The sequence below is a fragment of the Phenylobacterium montanum genome, assembly GCF_018135625.1.
GTDB lineage: Bacteria > Pseudomonadota > Alphaproteobacteria > Caulobacterales > Caulobacteraceae > Poindextera > Poindextera montana.
The window spans coordinates 1,263,963-1,282,482 of the sequence record NZ_CP073078.1 but is presented as its reverse complement, the minus strand read 5'-3'; the positions used below and the strand labels follow the sequence as shown (position 1 = coordinate 1,282,482).

The following is an 18,520-nucleotide window of genomic DNA, read 5'->3' as shown; positions in this document are numbered from 1 at the left end:
GCTGTATTCGTGACGCCCACCTCAAGTCGGCCGGGCCGGCAGGCGCCGGGGAAGTTTTGATCAGATTTGGACGATCTGCGGGAGCAGGCGACCTTTGCCTTGCCCCGGGACCGTCCCGGTCGTTACCATGCCCAGGCAACTTACGTCGGGCCCTGACGATATGGCCGATGTCTTCATCTCCTACGCCCGGCGATCGGCGAGGCTGGCCGAAGCGGCCGCCGAGGCGCTGCGAGCGCTCGGCTACAGCGTCTGGTTCGACGCCGACATTCCCGCTCATCGCGCCTATTCCCGGGTCATCGAGGAGGAACTGGACCAGTCGAAGGCGGCGCTGGTGCTGTGGTCGGAGGACGCGACGCGCTCGGAATGGGTGCTGTCGGAGGCCGACCGGGCGCGGACCGAGCGCAAGCTGGTCCAGGTCATGCTGGATCCGATGCGCCTGCCCATGCCGTTCGACCAGATCCAGTGTGCGGACCTTGTCGATTGGCAGGGAGATCTCGGGCAGACCGGCTGGCGCAAGGTGGTCGCCAGCATCGCCGACCTGGTGAAGGGCGCCGCCGAGCCGACCCCGCCGCCGGCGCCTGCGCCCGCGCCCTTATCCGGGCCGACCAGCGAACGGCGGCGGCTGACCTTCCTGACCTGCCATATAGTGGGGGCGGCCGGACTGGCGGCCCGGCTCGATCCCGAATCCTGGCTCGATGTCGCGGTCCAGTTTCAGCAGGTCTGCCGCCAGGCGATCGAGGCCCTGGGCGGGCGCGCCAAGCGGGCCGGCGACGGGCTGGCCGGCTATTTCGGCTATCCGGTCGCCCAGGAAGACGCCGCCGAACGCGCCGTTCGGGCGGGGCTGGCGATCGTCGAAGCTGTGGCGGAGCAGCGCTGGTCGATCGAGGGAGACAGCGCGAGCCTCGCGGTCCGGGTCGGCGTGCACGCGGGCACGGTGGTCGTAGCCCTGGGCGACGGCGGCGAGGTCGAGCTGTTCGGCGACGCTCTGGCTGTGACGGGGCTGGTGGAGGCGGAGGCCGATGCGGGCGGCGTGCTGGTCACGGACGCCGTGCACGACCTCGTTTCCGGACAGTTCTCGGTGGAGACCCTTGGGCCACGGGTCCTCCAGGGCGTGCCGGCGCCGGTGGAGCTCTTCCGCGTATTGCGGCCGCGGTCGGACATGGATCGAAGCCGCGGGCCGGCCTCTCGGGAGGCGAGCCCGTTCGTCGGACGCGACGACGAACTGGCCCTGCTTTGCGGCCGGTGGGAGCGGGTGAAAGAAGGCGAGGGCCAGCTGGTGCTGGTTACAGGCGAGCCGGGCATCGGCAAGAGCCGCATCATCGAGGAATTCGCCGCCCACATCACTGGGGACACCCACCTCTGGGCTGTCTGCGCTGGCCAGGCTCTCTCGGCCAACACCCCGTTTCATGCGGTCGTGCAGATTTGCCATCAGGCCATGGGCTGCCGTGGCGACGAGGCCGAGTCCGAACGGCTGGCCCGCCTGGAGGCGGCCCTCCAGCGCGCCGGCCTTCAGTTGGACCCGGCCGTCCCGGTCCTCGCCGGCATACTCGGCCTGGCCGCGCCGGAAAAATATCCGCCGCTGAACCTGGCCCCCGATCAGCAGCGTGCGCAGTTGTTCGCGACGCTGGTGGAATGGGTCTTGTTTTCGGCAAGCGCCGAGCGGCCCTTCGTGGTGGTGGTCGAGGATCTGCAATGGGTCGACCCATCGACCATGGAGTTGCTCCAGACCCTGTCGGAGCAGGGGGCGACGGCGCCGGTGCTGATGCTGCTGACAGCCCGGCCGGAGTTCCAGGTTCCGTGGCGGCCGCGCGGCCACCATGCGCAGGTGTCGCTCGACCGGTTGAGCAGCCGCGCAACCCGCAGCCTGGTGGAGGGTGTCGTCTCGGGCGCCGGACTCGGCGGCGACATGGTGGAGGCGATCATAAAGCGGACGGACGGGGTTCCCCTGTTCGTCGAGGCGCTGACGCGGCTGGTTCAGGACCGGCGCGACGCCGGGCTGGAGGGCATTCCGGCGACGCTGCTGGATTCCCTGACCGCCAGGCTCGACCGGCTGGGTCCGGCCAAAGAGGTGGCGCAACTGGCGTCAGTGCTCGGGCGCGAGTTCACCTACGAGCTGCTTCAAGCCGTCTCCTCTCTGCCAGAAGCGGACCTGCGGGCTAGCCTCGCGCGGCTCATCGAGGCCGAACTGCTCCATGCACGGGGCGTGCCGCCCCGGGCCAACTACCAGTTCAAGCACGCGCTGATCCAGGACGCCGCCTACGAAACCCTGCTCAAGCGCAAACGCCAGGGCCTGCATGCCCGGGTGGCGCAGACCCTCGTCGACCGGTTCGCGGAGCTGGCGGCGGCGCAGCCGGAGCTGGTGGCCGCGCACTGGGCGCGGGCAGGCGAAGTCCAGCCGGCGCTGGCGGCTTGGAAGGACGCCGGCGACGCCGCCTACGCCCGCCGCGCATTCAAGGAATCCGAAGCGCATTATCGCCAGGGCCTCGAGCTTCTGCGGGGCTGTCCCGCGTCATCCGAGCGCGATGCGAAGGAGCTGGATCTCACCAGCGCGCTCAACCGGGTGCTGCAGCTCACGCGTGGCTACGCTGCGCCTGAGACGATCGAGGCCGCATCGCGGGCCCGGGCCCTGGCGGAAAAATCCGGCGCCCTGTCGCTGCTGATCCGGGAAGAGGCGCGGATCTGGCGCTCGATCATCACCGCCGGGGACTATGCGGCGGCGGCGGCCCTGGCCGACCACATCCGCGAACTCGCCCGGGCCGAGGGCGACAATCCCGGCAGGCTCGTGTTCGTGCACAACGCCCAACTTCAGACCTGCTTCTACACAGGCGACCTCGACGGTGTCGAACGTTGCTTCGCCGAACTCAGCCCGCTCATCGACACGCCCGGCCTGCGCCAGGCGCCCGGCAACAATGTTGTGGCCATCGGGATCGCCAGCCTGACCGCCTGGGCCCAGGGCAGAACCGCCGAGGCGCATGCGCGAATGCAGCGCGCACTCGACTTCGCCGAGGCCGCCGACAACGCCTACGACCGAGCGATGGCCTTGCATTTTCTCGGCAATCTGCGGATCAGCGAGCGCGACGCCGATGCGGCCGAGGCGACCGCCTCGAAGCTCCTGTTGCTCGCACAGCAGAACGGCTTCGCCTACTTGGCCAGCCTGGCCCGGATGCCGCTCGGCTGGGCGCGAGCGCAAAAGGGGGCGACCAGGGAAGGTGTCGACCTGATCCGCCAGACGCTCGCGGATCAGGTGACCTCCGGGGCCCGGGTCAGCCTGGGCGGCACGCTCAACCGCCTGGCCGAGGCGCTGCAGCTCCACGGCGCCTTCGCCGATGCGCTGGCGGTTATCGGAGAAGCGCTGAAGGCCAACCCGCAGGAGCGCGTTTATCGTCCCGAAAGTTTCCGGATTCGCGGCCAGCTGCGGCTGGCGATGGGCGATGCGGCGCCTGGCGAGGCGGACCTGAGGACGGCGGTCGGCCTGGCCCGGGAGATGGGCTTCAATGCCTTCGAGCTGCGGGCGGCTTTCGACCTTGCCCGACTGCTTTGTGCGAGCGGCCGCGCCCAGGAGGCGCGGGACCTGGTAGCGCCGATACGCGCAAGGTTCGCCCCCGGCGACGAGAGCCTCGAAGTGCGTGACGTCGACGCCTGGCTGGCGGGTCTGCCCGGCTGAAACGATCTATCGCCGCGACAGCTCGCGGGTGTGGTCGACGAGCGTGAGCAGCAGGCCAGGATCGCCCGGAGCGTGGAGGTGGGCCTCCCACTTGGCCTCGGCGGCGATCTGGTCCAGGTGCTGCTCGGCCGCCGGCAACTGAGCCTGCATGGCCAGGGATATCCGCGACAAATCCTCCTCCGAGGGCTGGGGCTTGCAGAACAGGGCCGAGATCTCGGGGTCGCGGATCGCGAGGGAGGCGGGCAGGGTCAGGATGCCGTCGCGCAGGTCCTCCTCGCCACCGCCGCCCAGGGACTCCAGGCCCTTGACGTCTCCGACGTCGTCGCAGCCGTGATAGAGCACGCCTAACAGGTGGCCGAACTTGCGCAGCCGGTCGTCGCGGGTGGCGAGACAGGCGCAGGTCTCGAACATCGAGCCGGTGTCCTCGCTGGCGATCTCCTGCCAGTCCTCCACCCCCAGCGGCTGGCGGCGCAGGCGCCACTGGGCGCATTCGGCGACGCCCAGGCGCTTCAAGAGGTCGGCGAACAGGCGGATGTCGTGCGGGTCTTCCGCGGACATCGCAAAGCCCTCGGCGACGATGTAGCCCGACGCCATCAGCGCCGGGAGCAGGCCGAATTTCCTGTGCAGCGTGGCTTTGCCGCGGCGCTCGTCGGACTCGTCAAGGATGTCGTCGATGACCAGGGAGACGTTGTGCATCATCTCCAGCACGGCGGCCGAGCGGATGGTGGCCTCGGGGATTGGTGCGTTCCACACGGCGCGGTGACAGCTGAACACCGTCAGCGGCCGAAAGTATTTGGAGCGGGCCTGGAACTGCCACTCCAGCGCCGAGCGCACCTCGCGGCTGGCCCTGTCGACCCACCCGTCGATGATCGCCTGGAGCTGCGCGATCTCGGCCTGGAAGCCCAGCTCGGCTATGATGTCGGCTGTCGTCGACTCTGACATTCCCCTCCCTTTCTCCGGCGAAATTCGCCCTGGCCTAAGGTTTCGCGCGCCAGCGCCGGCGATGCGGCTCGTCCGGCGGCGCCCCCTGTTGCGCGGCCGTTTGCGCCGCCTCATAGGCGGCACGCGCTGTTTTCAGCAGCTGGGTCGTGAAGCCGGAGAGCGACGACGCAAATTGCGATCCGCTTCGGGGTTCGCCGCGGGTCGGCTGCTGCTCGGAAAGCGCCTGCAGGGCGTCGCCCAACCTGTTCAGCGCCGCTGAGCCGAACTGGAGCGCCGCATCGGACGAAGCGGGCTTGGCGGCTTGCGCCCCGGCGGTGGTCATGGCCGCCCCTTCCAGCTTGCCGATGTCGCGCACGACTTTCCGGCCCAGCCAGTAGGCGGTCTTCCACCAGTCCAGGGCGAAGGCGAGCGGCAAGGCGGCGACGGCGGTCGACGGCGAATAGGCGTCGGCGGGCAGCATGGCCGAGTCGTGGCGCCCGTTGTCCGAGAGCGCCGACCAGGCGGTGGCGGCATAGGCGAACGGGAGCAGGGCCAGCTTGGCGGCCAGGAAGGTGGTGTCGCCATAGGTCTCGTGCCCGACGAGGGTGATCGGTTCGCCGCGCGGGGCGGGCCGCCCGACGGCGTCCTGGGCCTGGAGCGCCTGCGCCGCCAGAAGCCCGCTCTCCACCGCCGCTTCGACGGTCGCCATGTCCACGTCCGTCTGGCAGAAGTCGCCGGCGAAGAAGACGTTTGGGAGCTGACCCGGATAGGCCGCCTGAGGCCGCCATTCCCAGCTGCCGACGTCGTTGATGAACAGCCGGTGCTCGTCGTTCGAGCGGTAGTGGGTCATCTCCCAGCAGATATCGCTGGCCGGATCCCCCCAATGAGCGCCCGGCTCGAACAGCGGCATGAAGTCGTGCAGCCGCTTGATCATCAGGAACCCGCGCTCCTGCGGATCGAGCGAGGGCAGGGCGTCGCCGTTCGAGGCGGCGAGCACCAGGGCGGTGCGCCCCTCCATCTGGGGATCGCCGGTCCATAGCTGCGAGATGTCGAGGACGCTGAGGTCGTAGTCCGATCCGGCCAGGCCGATCTGTTCCTTGGGGACGCCCTCGAGCTTGCGCTTGAAATAGAGGTCGACCACCGGGATGGCCACGCTGCGGAAGCGTTGCAGCCCGGCGAGTCCAGGAAGCTGGTCGACGATCCGCCGCCCCGGCGCGCCGTTCATGACCAGGCCCGCCAGGGCGGGGCCTGGGACGGCCAGGACCATATGATCCGGCTGGACGAGTTCGGTCGTTGGTTTGCGCCGGCCCTTCGCGGGGACGGCAGGGGTGACGGTGAGCTGCGGCTTGCCCTCCACCAGTTCGATCATCTGTACGGTCTGGCCGCGCCGGATCTCGCAGCCGAGGCGGCTCTCGAGAGGGCGGATGATCTTGTCGTACAGGCTGCCTTTCAGCATCCAGCAGAACGGCGTCGGGTGGGGGAAGGTCAGGGTGTGCTTGATGAAGTCCTGGTAGGAGGCGGCGGCCGTCTCGTCGCTCTGCACCGACCAGATAAGGGACAACATGTAGTTCTGCAGCCGCGCGACGCCCTCGGTGGCGTAGGCGCGGGAATAGATGAAGCCGTTCACGTCCAGCCGCTGGATCTGGTCGTCTTTTGTCCGGTGGAAGGCGTGCGAGGCCAGGTCCAGCATCGAAAAGCCGAGCAGGAACATCTCGGGCGGCGGCAGCACGCCGGACTTGAGGTTGTTGACCACCGCCTCGAGCGTCGTGGCGTTCTCAAGCGCGAGAAGCTGATCGGAGTCCTTGTCCAGCAACCGCACGCCCATACGGGGGTCGAAGTGCTCGGCGCGCGAGAGGCCCAGGTCCTGTTCGAACAGGCGCCAGAAGTTGGAATACCAGTCGCAGAACATGTGCGGATAGACGTCGTGGCGCACGCCATCCACCGTCTGAGACGACAGGTTGCCGCCGACTGTGGGCTTGGACTCGTAGACGGTTACGTTGAACCCGCGGCGCGAAAGGTTCAGGGCCGCGGTCAGTCCGGCGAGGCCGGCGCCGACGACGGCGACACTGGGAGCATCTGAGGGAGCGGCTGCGGCCTCAGGCATCGGCGCCGCCCTTGCGGCCCGCCGCCGCGCGCTCGAGCATGGCGGCGGTCTGCCCCGCCAGCACGGCGGCGGCCGCGAGCAGGCTTCGCGAGACCGAGGCTCGCGGTGACGGCGAAGGCCCGGGTGGGGCGGTGGCCGGAGCGGGCGCGGAAAGCGGCTGGCGGCCAGTCGCCCACAGGCCTCCCACCCCCAGGCCCATAGGGGCGTCGGCGGGATCGACGCCTTCGACCGAACCGTCCTTGGCGCCCTTCAGGAGCGCCCGCTGGAGCCAATAGACGGTCCGCCACCAGTCCACCGCGTAGTCGAACGGCAGCAGAAGGGCGCGTTTCCCCGGCGAATAGGCTGGCGGGCTCCCATCCGCCGACGGGGGCGCCGCCTGGCCTCCGCTGAAGGCGGACCAGGCCGACGCGCCATAGGCCAGCGGCAGCAGGGCGAGCTTGGCGGCCAGGAAGGTGGCGTCGGAGAGAACCTTGTGCGGCGCGAGGGCGATCGGATCAGCGGCCATTCGCGGGCCGCCCGGCGACGCCTTGTCCGCTTGCTGGATCGCCGCCGCCGCCATCACGCCGCTCTGCACAGCGGCCTCGACCGTGGCCATGTCGACGTCGGTCTGGCAGACGTCGCCGGCGAAGAATACCCGCGGCAGGGCGTCATAGCGGGTCTTGGGCCGCCACAGCCGGCTGCCGACGTCGTTGACGAAGAGGAGGTGGCGTTCGTTGGCGCGGACCGAGGTGCGTTCCCAGTCGATGTCGTCGTCCGCGCCCCAGGCCTCACCCAGATTGAACCACAGATAATCCCGCAGCCGTTTGATCATCAGATAGCCCTGCTGGCGCACCAGCGGCGAGGGGATGGCGTAGGCGTTCGACGCCGCCAGCACCAGCACCGTCACATCGGGCTCGTTCGGCTTGCGATCCCAGAGCTGGGAGATGTCGAGGACGGTCAGATCGTAGCCCGAGCCGCGCAGCCCGATGATCTCTTGCGGCACGAAAGGCAGTTTGCGCTTGAAGTAGAGATTGACCACAGGAATGGCCTCGCCCCAGACGCGGCGCAGCTGGGCCAGGTCCGGGACCTTGTCCACCAGACGCTGCCCCTGCTGGCCCGCCATAACCATCTCGGAAAGGGTCATGGCCGGAACGGCCATCACCACATAGTCCGCAGGCGGCGCCTGGACCGGCTCGCGCGATGCGCCTTCGCCGGTCGCTTCTTCCAGCAGCATCTTCGGCGTTCCGTCCGGCTGCACCTCGACCGACCGGACCTTGACGCCCTTGCGGATCTCGCAGGCCCCGCTTTCGAGCAGCTTCTGCTCGATGGGCGCGATGATCTTCTCGTGCAGGCTGCCGCGCAGCATCCAGGAATAGGGAACGTTGGGCCCCAGCGAGGATAGCTGGTGCTTGATGAACTGCTTGTAGACCTTGGCCGAGGTCATGTTGCTGGGGGCCGACCAGATCACCGAGATGATGTAGTCCTGCAGCGCAGCTATGGCGTCGGTCGAATACCCCCGCGAGTAGAAGAAGCCGTTGACGTCGAGCTGGCAGAGCATGTCCGTGTCGGTCGGGTCCGGCGGTTGCGAGGCCAGGTCGAGCGTCAGGAAGGCGAACAGGAACATGTCCGGCACCGAGACGACGCCGGACTTCATGGTCGTGATCAGAGATTCCGGGGTCGGCCTGTAGACCATGTCCATGAAGGCCGGGGGCTCGGTCGCGGAGGGTCCCGCCTGGGGCTTGTCCAGCACCTTCACACCCCAGCGCGCGGCGAAGTGATCCTCGCGGCGCATGCCCAGCTCGACCTCGAGCAGATCCCACAAATTGGCGTACCAGTCGGGAAAGATGTGCGGATAGACGTCCTGATACGGCCCGCCGGGCCGCCCGGCCGAGGAGATGTTGCCGCCCAGGCGGTCCGTGGCTTCGTAGAGCGTGACCCGGCAACCGCTCCTGACTAGCCTAAGGGCGCAGGTGAGCCCGGCTATCCCGCCCCCGACGATCGCGACGTGCGGCTTTGCTGCGGGAGGGGTGGTTGAAAGGTTCGTAGCGGCGGCTGGCATGGATGGCCTCCTATGCGAGCGAAACCAGGTCGCTGTCGGGCAAGAAGAGGCCCGCGACCCGGGGGCTGGTGTTGGTCGTCAGGGACGGAAGCGCCCTGGCCAATGTCCTGGCCACATCGGCCAGCCAGGAGAAGTGCCAGGCGGGGTCGTCCTCAAGCGAGGCCTTCCAGGCCTGTTCCCAGGCTTCGACATCGCCCGCCAGGCCGCTGCTGCGGAGGCCCCGGCCGCTCATGAGGTCGTTCAGCGCTCGCGCCCCGCCCTGGAAGATGTGGGCGAAGATGCTCGACCAGATCTGGCCGACGATGCGCTGGGGCTGAAGGTTCAGCCCGCCGAAGGCCGATCCCGCCACGCCCGCAAACGCCGGGTCGTTCTGAGCCTTCTCGAAGCCTTTCAGGGTCGAAAGCCACCAGAATTTGCGGAAATGCCAGTTGCGCATCATCACCGCGCAAAGGCCCAGATAGAGCATCGACGGGTCGAAATAGGCCCGATAGTCCTGCTCGAACCGCGAGAGGGTCACCGCGTCGAACCGGCCCTTCCCGAGCGCGTCGATCACCGTGCGGCTGGCGATCAGCGCGGACTCCATGCCCTGAGTGATGCCTTCACCGGTCATCGGGTCCACGAACGAACCCGCATCGCCGATCAGCAGGCCGCCGTCGAAGTGGTTGCGGTCAATGCCGCCGTACATCTTGACCACCCCGCCGATCGGCCGGCTGGCCAGGCGCGCCCTGGCGCAGCCCGGATGGCGCAGGCGCAGCCGTTGGATGCTCTCGGCGAACGCCTGCGGGACCGAAAGATCGTAGCGATGGCAGCTCTCGCTCAGCATGCCGACGCCGACATTGGCCCGCCCGCCGGGCATGGGGAACATCCAGCCGTAGCCGGGCACCTGGTCCTCGTCGAACCAGATGCTGGCCTCGCCGCCGTCGACCTCGACGCCCTCCACATAGGCGCGCTGAGAGATGCCGATATGGCGTCGATCCACGCGGCGCAGCCCGGCGCAGCGCGCGACCGTCGATTCTACGCCGTCGGCGCCGATCACCAGCCGCGCGCGCAGGGTGAAGTCGCCGCCTGGCCCGCGCGCGGCGACCGACATCACCTCGCCCTCCCGGCTGACCTCCAGGGCCGCGCAGCCCGGCAGGACTTTCGCCGAGGCCGCCTCAGCGCATTGCAGCAGCACCGTGTCGAGTTCGTGCCGGGGAATGATGTAGCCATGCTGCGGCAGGCCGTTTCCGCCCTCGTAGTAGGGAATGTCGCCGCGGTAGGCGAGGCGGGGGCCGAAATAGACCCGGTTGGTGGTTATGGGCAGGCGCGCAGGGGCATCCAGCGCAGGTTCGCAGCCCATGGCCTTGAGGATGCGCAGCCCCGCCGGTTCGACGAAGTCGCCGCACACCTTTTCGCGAGGAAAGACAGCGCGCTCAAGGATCGCGACCTTGACGCCGTGACGCGCCAGCGACCATCCCATCGCCGATCCCGCCGGCCCGCCGCCGACCACGATCGCATCATAGATGTCTGACATTCCCCGGTCCCCCCGGATGTCGTTGCTCGAGCGCGCTCTTATTTAAGCAAATCCGGATCCTGCCGATCGCCGAGCGTTGTTATGGGACGCCAAACGTTGCGGTTCGTCAACGTGGCGGCAGCCCAGGTGTCCTCGATTCATCGCGGTTGACCCTGCGACGGCGGCTTTGCGGCCAGATTGGGGGTTGCTAACCCTGCGCCAGACGCCCGCGACGGCCCTGGAGCGACCCTATGACCTCAACCCCATTCGACCTGACCGGCCGCGTGGCCCTGGTCACCGGCGCCTCGTCCGGCATCGGCCATCGCCTGGCCCTGGACCTGGCCAGGGCAGGGGCCAAGGTCGTCGTCGCGGCTCGGCGCACCGATCGGCTGGAGAGCCTGGTGGCCGAGATCAAGGCGGCGGGCGGCGATGCTCTTGCTGTGGCTATGGACGTGGCGGTCGAGGCCTCGGTGAGCGCCGGCTACAATGCGGCGGAAGCCGCCTTCGGCCCGGTCGACACGGTCTACGCCAACGCCGGCATGAGCATCGAGGGCCTGGCGGTCGACCTGCCGGTGGAAGCGTTTGACCAGATCATGGCGATCAATGTGCGCGGCGTGTTCCTGACCGCACGCGAAGGGGCCCGGCGGATGATGAAGGCCGGCTCCAAGCAGAGCCGCCGCGGCCGGATCGTCCTGGTGGCGTCGATGGGGGCGCACAAGGTGCTGCCCGGCCTGACCGCCTACTGCACCTCCAAGGCGGCGGTGGCGATGATGGGGCGCAGCCTGGCGCGCGAATGGGCCAACCAGGGGATCAACGTCAACGTGATCTGCCCTGGGTATCTGGAGACCGAACTCAATAGCGACTGGTTCCACTCCGAGGGCGGCCAGAAGCAGATCACCACCTTTCCCCGCCGCCGCCTGATGAGCGAAGGTGATCTCGACCCCATCCTGCTCTACCTCGGCGCGGACGCCTCGTCCGGAACCACCGGGTCGCTGTTCAATATCGACGACGGCCAGTCGCTCTGACGGGCGGCTGAGCAAGATCGGCGCAGACCGATCGCTCAATTCACAGGGAGACTGATTGCATGAACCTCGATTCCTCGCTTTCGGCCGTCGTCACCGGCGGCGCCTCAGGTCTCGGCGCGGCCACCGCCACCGCTTTGCGCGCCTTGGGCGTCAAGGTCGCCATTTTCGACAAGAACCCCGAGACCGGCGAGCGCAAGGCGGCCGAGATCGGCGCCCTGTTCTGCCAGGTCGACGTGATGGATGAAGCCTCGGTCGACGCCGGCTTCGCCAAGGCCCGCGCCGCGCACGGCCAGGAGCGGGTGCTGGTCAACTGCGCCGGCGGCGGCCGGCCAGGCGGCAAGACCGTCTCGCGCAACAAGGAGACCGGGGCCATCGTCCGCCACAAGACCGAGGATTTCGAGTGGACGCTCGGTCTCAACACCGTGGGCACCTTCCGCTGCATCACCGCGGCGGCGGCGGGCATGCTGACCCTGGATCCGCTCAGCGAGGACGGTGATCGCGGCGCGATCGTCAACACCGGTTCGGTCGCCGCCCAGGATGGCCAGATCGGCCAGGTGGCCTATTCTGCGGCCAAGGCGGCCATAGCCGGCATGACCCTGACCATCGCCCGCGACCTGTCCAGCGAGGGCATCCGGGTCAACACCATCCTGCCGGGCATCATGGCCACCCCGCCGATGCTGTCCGTGCGCGAGCGGGCGCCGCAGATCTGGCAGAGCCTCAACGCCTCGGTGCCGTTTCCGCGCCGCCTGGGCCATCCCGAGGAGTTCGCGGACCTGGCCCTGACCATGCTGCGCAACGGCTACTTCAACGGCCAGGTGGTTCGCCTGGACGGGGCCATCCGGATGCCGCCGCGCTGACTGAGGCCGTATGAGCCGAGCCCTTTTTCCTTGAAACTTGGACGATATTGTCCAAATAATCCGGAAAGCGATTTCAGTCCGGACGATTTTCAAGGTTCATGGGGGTTCGGCTTATGCCGAAGAGTAGGCTCATCCCGCTGCTCGCGGGCGGCGTCGTGGCGTTGGCGCTTTTGATCGGCGGCGGCCTCTGGTGGGCCGATCGGCAGAAATACGAGAGCACGGACAACGCCTTCGTCGAGGCCGATACGGCCCCGGTCTCCAGCCTGATCGCCGACCACGTGGCCGAGGTCCTGGTCACCGATAACCAGCCGGTGACGCCCGGCCAGGTTCTGGTGCGGCTCGACCCCACCGACTTCCAGGACCGGGTTGCCCAGGCCAAGGCCAATCTGGCGGCGGCCGAGGCGGCGGTGAAGAGCGTCGACGACAAGGCGGCGCTGGAGACCTCGATGATCGCCGAGCGGGCGGCGGGTGTGACAAGCGCCGAGGCCGGCGCCCGCACGGCCGATCTCGACATGAAGCGTTATGGCCGGCTGGCCGAGCAGGGCTTCGTCTCGGATCAGGGCCTGCAGTCAGCCCGCAGCCAGGCGCAGCAGACCGCGGCCAACGTCGCTCAGGCCAAGGCCAGCCTGGAGGCCGAGCAGCGTTCAGCCCAGTCGCTGGCCTCGGCCAAGGCCCAGAACCTGGCCCAGGTCCAGGCCGCCCGCGCCGCTCTGCAGCAGGCCGAGACGGATCTCGACCGCACTGTGATCCGCGCCCCGATCCAGGGCGTGGTGGGCGCCCGCTCGGTCCGCGCAGGGCAGTACGTGCAGCCCGGCGTGACCCTTCTGGCCGTGGTGCCGCTGGGCAAGACCTATGTGGTGGCGAATTTCAAGGAGACCCAGGTCGCGCGCATGCGCGTCGGCCAGCCGGTGCAGATTCGCGCCGACGCGTTCGACCAGCCGATCCGGGGGCGTATCGACAGCTTCGCCCCCGCCACCGGCCAGGAGTTCGCCTTGATCCCCGTGGAGAACGCGGTCGGCAATTTCACCAAGATCACCCAGCGGGTGCCGGTCAAGATCGCCGTCGAGCCGGGCACGCGCCTGGCGTCCGGCCTGCGGCCCGGCCTCTCGGTCGTGGTCAAGGTGGACGTCACCGGCCGCACAGGCGCCAGCTTCGCCGACCTCGGCGCGCCTCAGGTCCAGGTCGCGCGCCAGGGGACGGAGCGTTAGGCCGTGAACCGCCCGGTCGCGCCGCCCACGCCGCAAGAGGCCAAACCCGTCCAGCCAACGCCCCCGCCTGGGGCTGGATCGATCGCCTCGCCGCCGCTGAAGCCCAATGGCGAGATCGACTGGGTGCATCTCTTCATCGGCTTCGGGGCCATGGCCATCGGCCAGTTCATGGCCATGCTGGACATCCAGATCGTCGCCTCATCCCTGCCGCAGATCCAGGCGGGCATCAGCGCCAGCGCCGACGAGGTCAGCTGGATCCAGACCGCCTATCTGATCCCCGAAGTCGTGATGATCCCCTTGTCCGGATACCTGTCCCGGCTCTGGGGCACGCAGAAGGTGTTCATGGTTTCGTGCGCCGGCTTCACCATCATGAGCGTGCTGACTGGCCTGTCCTCCAACATCGACCAGATGATCGTCACCCGGGCTCTGCAGGGCTTCATCGGCGGCGCGATGATCCCCACCGTCTATGCGATCGGCTTTACGGCGTTTCCCATGGAGCGGCGGGCGACGGCAGGGATGATCATGGGTCTGATCATCTCCCTGGCCCCGATGATCGGCCCGACGCTGGGCGGCCAGCTGACCGATCTTCTGAGCTGGCGCTGGCTGTTCTTCGTCAATGTCGTGCCGGGGATTCTGGTCCTGACCCTGGTCGCGCGCTTCGCCGACTTCGACAAGGGCGACCCCAGCCTGGCCCTGGGCTTCGATTGGCCGGGCCTGATCGTCATGGCCGTCTTCCTGGTCAGCATGCAGTACGTGCTGGAGGAGGGGGCCTCGAAGAGCTGGATGGCGGACGACCGCATCCTGTGGCTGACCGTGCTGGCGGTTGTGGCCGGCGGCGCGTTCATCTGGCGCCAGCTCGCCTATCGCCAGCCGATCGTGCAGCTGAAGTGCTTCGCCGACCGCAACTTCTCTGTCGGCATACTGATCAACTTCGCCAACGGCGCCGTGCTGTTCGGCGGCACCTTCCTGATTCCGCTGTTTCTCGGCCGCATCGAGCGACTGACCCCGGCCCAGGTGGGGGTGACTATGCTGGTCTCGGGCGTGGTCACCTTCATGATCGCCCCGGTGGCGGGGCGGATCGTGCGCCAGTTCGACCCGCGTCTCTCCATGTCCTTCGGCCTCTGCCTCTGCGCCTTCGGGATCTGGTCCGGCCATGCGGTGACCAAGAACTGGGGCTTCTGGAACTTCGCCTGGCTGCAGGGCGTCCGAGCGTTCGGCAGCATGATCGCCATGATTGGCGGCCAGCTGACCGCCATGAGCACCTTGCCGCCGCAGCTGATGAAATCGGCCTCCGGCATCCTCAACCTGGCGCGAAATACCGGCGGGGCGGTGGGCCTGGCCCTGCTTTCGACCAGCCTGACCCAGCAGACCGCCTCGCACATGACCGATCTGACCTCGGCGGTGGGGATGTCGGACGGGCGCGCCCAGGCGATGATGGCGGGCCTGACCCAGCGGATGAGCTCCATGGGCGTAGCCGATCCGGCCGGCGCGGCGCGCAAGGCCTTCGATTTCATGCTGAGCGAGCAGGCCCAGGTCCTGGCCTTCGGCGACGGCTTCGCACTCCTGACCCTGACCTGCCTCTGCGCCGCAGTGATCTCGCTGCTGGCCAAGCCTGCGCCGCCCGTCGCCGCATTGCAGCCTCCGCCCCGGGAGGAGCGCTGATGCCGCGCGCCGTCGGCCAGATCGATCACGCCAAGTCCGAGGCCATGCTGGACGCCGCCAGCGCGGTGATGTCGGAGCGCGGCCTGGGCGCGCCGGTGGAAGCGATCGCCAAGCGGGCGGGGGTTTCGAAACAGACCCTCTACAACCACTTTGGCGGCAAGGACGGCCTCGTCCGCGCTCTGGTGCGCCGGCGGGTCGACCAGATGACCGCCCCCCTGTCGGACAGCGACCATTTCGAACGGCCCGAGGGGGCGTTGGCCGCCTACGCCCAGGCGCTGATGGAATCGGTGCTGTCGCCGACCAGCCTTTCGGTGATGCGGGTGGCGATCCACAGCGCCCTGGACATGCCCGACATGGCCCAGACCTTCTACGAGGCTGGCCCCGCCACCTCGCGGCGGCGGCTGGCGGAGTTTCTGAGCGTCGAATCCGAGGCCGGGCGGCTCGAGGTGGACGACCCGGCTCTGGCTGCGGAGTTGTTCAGCGCCATGGTCGGTTCGCGGCAGGTCCGCGCGCTCTTGGGCCTGGAAACGCCCAAAGATCCGGACACCATCCGCCGCCTGAGCCGCGCCATCGCCCATCGCTTCGTGCGCGCCTACGCGCCCAAGGCCTGAGGCCGGGCGCCGCAAAACTTCCTGCGGCGAGATCGCGCCGGGCAGCAGAAACGACCGCAACCGGCCACGTCTTCGAACGGAAATGCGCCGCCAGCTTCGCTAGTTTGCCAATCGCTGCAACAGGATAGCGGAGAGGCGGCGATGCGGAGCATGGATCACCTAGCCGAGGCGGACCGCCGGCACGTGCTGCACCCGGCGACATCGATCGGCGCCCATCAGGAGCACGGGCCCGACATCATCGAAAGCGGCGAGGGCGCCTGGCTGATCGACGGCCAGGGCCGGCGCCTGTTCGATGCGGTCGGGGGGCTCTGGTGCGTGCAGGTGGGCTATGGCCGCCCTGAACTGGCTGACGCCATGGCCGCCTCGGCGCGGCGGCTCGGCTACTATCATACCTTCGGCGGCGCCTCGAACCCGGAGCAGGCGCGGCTGGCCGAACGGCTGGCGGCCCTGGCGCCCAAGCGGCTAAACCGGGTGTTCTTCGGCTCCGGCGGCTCTGACGCCAACGACACCCTGGTCAAGATCGTCTGGCAGTACCACGCCCTGCGCGGCGAGCCGGGGCGGACCAAGATCATCGCCCGCAAGCAGGCCTATCATGGCACTGGGGTCGCCACCGCCAGCCTGACCGGCCTGACCTCGTTCCATCGCCAGTTCAACCTGCCCCTGCCGGGCTTCCTGCACACGACCGCGCCCCACTACTGGCGCCAGGGCCGCCCCGGAGAGGGCGAGGCCGCTTTCGTCCAGCGCCTGGTCCAGGACCTAGAGGCCCTGATCGAGGCTGAGGGCGCAGAGAGCATCGGCGCCTTCATCGCCGAGCCGATCATGGGCGCCGGCGGGGTGATTCCGCCACCCGAGGGCTATTTCCCGGCGATCCAGCGGGTGCTGCGGCGACACGGGATCCTGATGATCGCCGATGAGGTGGTCACCGGTTATGGCCGCACCGGCGCCTGGTTCGCCAGCGACCATTTCGACATCCAGCCGGACCTGATGGCCTCGGCCAAGGGCCTGACCAGCGGCTATTTCCCCATGTCCGCCGCCTTCCTGTCCGACGCGGTGTTCGAGGTGCTGCGCGAAGGCGACAAGACCCTGGGCAATTTCGCGCACGGCTATACCTACAGCGGCCATCCGGTCGGGGCCGCGACCGCCCTGGCCAATCTCGACCTGATCGAGCGCGAGGGCCTGGTCGACAACGCCCGCGAGGTCGGCGCCTATCTGCACAGCATCCTGGCCGAGCGGCTTGGCGATCATCCGCATGTGGCGGAGATCAGAGGCCTCGGGCTGCTGGCCGGAGTCCAACTCGTGCAGGACAAGGCCAGTCGCCAAGCCTTCTCGCCCGAGGCCAAGATCGCCGCCAAGGTCGCCGGCGCCGCCCGCCGCCGCGGCGTGATCGTCCGCCCATTGCCCTCGGTCGACAGCCTGGCCCTCTCGCCGCCCCTGATCGTCACCCGCGCCGACATGGACCGCGTGGTCGAGGCGATCGGCGGCGCGCTGGGCGAGGTCCTGGCGGCGAGCGACTGATCGTCTTGAAATTGCCCGCGCGGAGGAGTTCGCTTGACTGTCCCTAGGTCAGGGACGGCGGAATCGAGTCCATTCGCCGGAAGACGATTTTAAGGGAGGATTCCATGGCCGATTTCGGGGCCGACAGCGATCTCGAGGCCTTCCGCGCCGAGGCGCGCGCCTGGCTGGAGGAGAACTGCCCCAAGTCCGTGCGCGGCCAGCCGGGCCTGGCCATGGTGATCATGGAAAGCGGCCAGCTGGACGGAGACCTCCTGTCCTGGAAGCAGCGCATGGGAGAAAAGGGTTGGGGCGTTCCAACCTGGCCCAAGCAGTATGGCGGCGGCGGTCTCTCGCAAAAGGAGGCCCGCGTGCTGCAGCAGGAGATGGCCGCCATCGGCGCTATCAATCCGCTGAACGCCGGCATGGGCATCACCATGGTCGGCCCGACCATCCTCGACTACGGCACCGAAGAGCAGAAGCAGAAGCACCTGCCGCCGATCGCCCGCGGCGACATCCGCTGGTGCCTGGGCCTGTCCGAACCCAATGCCGGTTCCGACCTCGCCTCGCTGCAGACCAAGTGCGAGGACGCCGGCGATCATTGGAAGATCAACGGGCAGAAGATCTGGACCTCGGGCGCCCAGTGGTCGCAGTGGTGCGGCTGCCTAGTGCGCACCGACACCAAGGCCAAGAAGCATGAAGGCATCAGCTTCGTGCTGCTGCCCATGGCGCAGCCGGGAATCGAGGCGCGGCCGATCGCCCTGATTGCCGGCGCCTCGCCGTTCTGCGAGACCTTCTTCACCGACGCCGTGGCGGAAAAGTCGGACATGCTGGGGCCGCTCAACGGCGGCTGGACGGTGATCAAGCGCCTCTTGCAGCACGAGCGCGCCAGCCAGACCGGCGCGCCCTCCGGGGCCCGGGTGACGCCGTTGCAGGATGTGGCCAAGAAATATCTCGGCGTGGACGAGGAGGGACGCCTGCCGGACGGCGACCTGCGCACTCGGATGACCCGGCACCTGATGGACGCCAAGGCCCATCGCCTGACCCTGGCCCGGGTCGCGGCGGAATCGAAGGGCAACGCCGGCCCCTCCAACGCCGCTTCGGTGCTGAAGAACGCCGCCACCGACATCGCCCAGACCAGGGCCGAACTGACGCTGGAGATCATGGGCGCCCAGGGGCTGGGCTGGGAGGGCGAGGGCTTTACCGGCGGCGAGATCGAAGCCGTGCGCGGCTGGCTCTCGGGCAAGGCCATGTCGATCTATGGCGGCAGCTTCGAGATCCAGAACAACATCGTCTCCAAGCGCATCCTGGGCCTGCCGGACACGACCAATTCGGCGTGAGCTCAGGGCTTTGAAACAGAGCGGCCGTAAAATGGCCTGGTCAGGGTGATGTCAGCGGCAAAGGCGTCTATGCAGGCGCCGTCCCTTTGAGATTTCCCGAGGACCCT

The 18,520-nt window shown here is 68.5% G+C and carries 12 protein-coding genes; 8 read left to right on the top strand and 4 right to left on the bottom strand.

Annotation, left to right across the window (positions count from 1 at the left end; translation table 11 throughout):
- The first annotated feature begins 160 nt into the window (after nt 1-160).
- Complete coding sequence (locus KCG34_RS05665; RefSeq protein WP_211939419.1) at nt 161-3,664, top strand: AAA family ATPase; 3,504 nt, start codon at nt 161-163, stop codon at nt 3,662-3,664.
- Between the two features lie 6 nt (nt 3,665-3,670).
- Here the strand turns inward: KCG34_RS05665 and KCG34_RS05660 are convergent, their stop codons facing one another.
- The 4 genes from KCG34_RS05660 to KCG34_RS05645 are packed head-to-tail and all read right to left on the bottom strand — an operon-like array spanning nt 3,671 to nt 10,240.
- Nucleotides 3,671-4,606: a polyprenyl synthetase family protein gene (locus KCG34_RS05660; RefSeq protein ID WP_211939418.1), complete on the bottom strand. Its 936-nt coding sequence runs from the start codon at nt 4,604-4,606 to the stop codon at nt 3,671-3,673.
- 34 nt (nt 4,607-4,640) lie between these two features.
- Nucleotides 4,641-6,689, bottom strand: coding sequence for an FAD-dependent oxidoreductase (locus KCG34_RS05655; RefSeq protein ID WP_211939417.1), 2,049 nt, complete (start codon nt 6,687-6,689; stop codon nt 4,641-4,643).
- Nucleotides 6,682-8,727, bottom strand: a complete 2,046-nt coding sequence (locus tag KCG34_RS05650) for an FAD-dependent oxidoreductase (protein ID WP_211939416.1) — start codon at nt 8,725-8,727, stop codon at nt 6,682-6,684. Before KCG34_RS05650 ends, KCG34_RS05655 begins: the two co-directional genes overlap by 8 nt.
- 10 nt (nt 8,728-8,737) lie before the next feature.
- A complete protein-coding gene (locus tag KCG34_RS05645; protein WP_211939415.1) occupies nt 8,738-10,240 on the bottom strand; it encodes an NAD(P)/FAD-dependent oxidoreductase in 1,503 nt (500 codons plus the stop codon).
- A gap of 230 nt (nt 10,241-10,470) precedes the next feature.
- On the opposite strand from KCG34_RS05645, the gene KCG34_RS05640 reads away from it, so the two are divergent.
- The 7 genes from KCG34_RS05640 (at nt 10,471) to KCG34_RS05610 (ending at nt 18,413) form a co-directional block, all read left to right on the top strand.
- A complete protein-coding gene (locus KCG34_RS05640) occupies nt 10,471-11,244 on the top strand; it encodes an SDR family NAD(P)-dependent oxidoreductase (protein ID WP_211939414.1) in 774 nt (257 codons plus the stop codon).
- Between the two features lie 59 nt (nt 11,245-11,303).
- Entirely contained in the window at nt 11,304-12,101 is a 798-nt protein-coding gene (locus KCG34_RS05635; protein WP_211939413.1) for an SDR family NAD(P)-dependent oxidoreductase, read from the top strand.
- A 113-nt stretch (nt 12,102-12,214) separates the two neighbouring features.
- On the top strand, nt 12,215-13,309 hold the full coding sequence (locus KCG34_RS05630) for an HlyD family secretion protein (RefSeq protein ID WP_249138232.1): 1,095 nt from the start codon (nt 12,215-12,217) through the stop codon (nt 13,307-13,309).
- Nucleotides 13,310-13,390: 81 nt separating this feature from the next.
- The gene (locus KCG34_RS05625; protein WP_249138392.1) at nt 13,391-14,971 is read left to right on the top strand and encodes a DHA2 family efflux MFS transporter permease subunit; all 1,581 of its coding nucleotides are present in this window, start codon (nt 13,391-13,393) and stop codon (nt 14,969-14,971) included.
- Nucleotides 14,971-15,582, top strand: a complete 612-nt coding sequence (locus KCG34_RS05620; protein ID WP_211939411.1) for a TetR/AcrR family transcriptional regulator — start codon at nt 14,971-14,973, stop codon at nt 15,580-15,582. The genes KCG34_RS05625 and KCG34_RS05620 overlap by 1 nt, the downstream gene beginning before the upstream one ends.
- Before the next feature lie 150 nt (nt 15,583-15,732).
- A complete protein-coding gene (locus tag KCG34_RS05615) occupies nt 15,733-17,097 on the top strand; it encodes an aminotransferase family protein (protein ID WP_211939410.1) in 1,365 nt (454 codons plus the stop codon).
- Nucleotides 17,098-17,201: 104 nt separating this feature from the next.
- Nucleotides 17,202-18,413, top strand: coding sequence for an acyl-CoA dehydrogenase family protein (locus tag KCG34_RS05610; RefSeq protein WP_211939409.1), 1,212 nt, complete (start codon nt 17,202-17,204; stop codon nt 18,411-18,413).
- Nucleotides 18,414-18,520: the final 107 nt, after the last annotated feature.

Bases quoted from the DNA above. Each gene is read 5' to 3' on its own strand.
- KCG34_RS05665 (WP_211939419.1), top strand. From the start codon at position 161: ATGGCCGATGTCTTCATCTCCTACGCCCGGCGATCGGCGAGGCTGGCC.
- KCG34_RS05660 (WP_211939418.1), bottom strand. From the start codon at position 4,606: ATGTCAGAGTCGACGACAGCCGACATCATAGCCGAGCTGGGCTTCCAG.
- KCG34_RS05655 (WP_211939417.1), bottom strand. From the start codon at position 6,689: ATGCCTGAGGCCGCAGCCGCTCCCTCAGATGCTCCCAGTGTCGCCGTC.
- KCG34_RS05650 (WP_211939416.1), bottom strand. From the start codon at position 8,727: ATGCCAGCCGCCGCTACGAACCTTTCAACCACCCCTCCCGCAGCAAAG.
- KCG34_RS05645 (WP_211939415.1), bottom strand. From the start codon at position 10,240: ATGTCAGACATCTATGATGCGATCGTGGTCGGCGGCGGGCCGGCGGGA.
- KCG34_RS05640 (WP_211939414.1), top strand. From the start codon at position 10,471: ATGACCTCAACCCCATTCGACCTGACCGGCCGCGTGGCCCTGGTCACC.
- KCG34_RS05635 (WP_211939413.1), top strand. From the start codon at position 11,304: ATGAACCTCGATTCCTCGCTTTCGGCCGTCGTCACCGGCGGCGCCTCA.
- KCG34_RS05630 (WP_249138232.1), top strand. From the start codon at position 12,215: ATGCCGAAGAGTAGGCTCATCCCGCTGCTCGCGGGCGGCGTCGTGGCG.
- KCG34_RS05620 (WP_211939411.1), top strand. From the start codon at position 14,971: ATGCCGCGCGCCGTCGGCCAGATCGATCACGCCAAGTCCGAGGCCATG.
- KCG34_RS05615 (WP_211939410.1), top strand. From the start codon at position 15,733: ATGGATCACCTAGCCGAGGCGGACCGCCGGCACGTGCTGCACCCGGCG.
- KCG34_RS05610 (WP_211939409.1), top strand. From the start codon at position 17,202: ATGGCCGATTTCGGGGCCGACAGCGATCTCGAGGCCTTCCGCGCCGAG.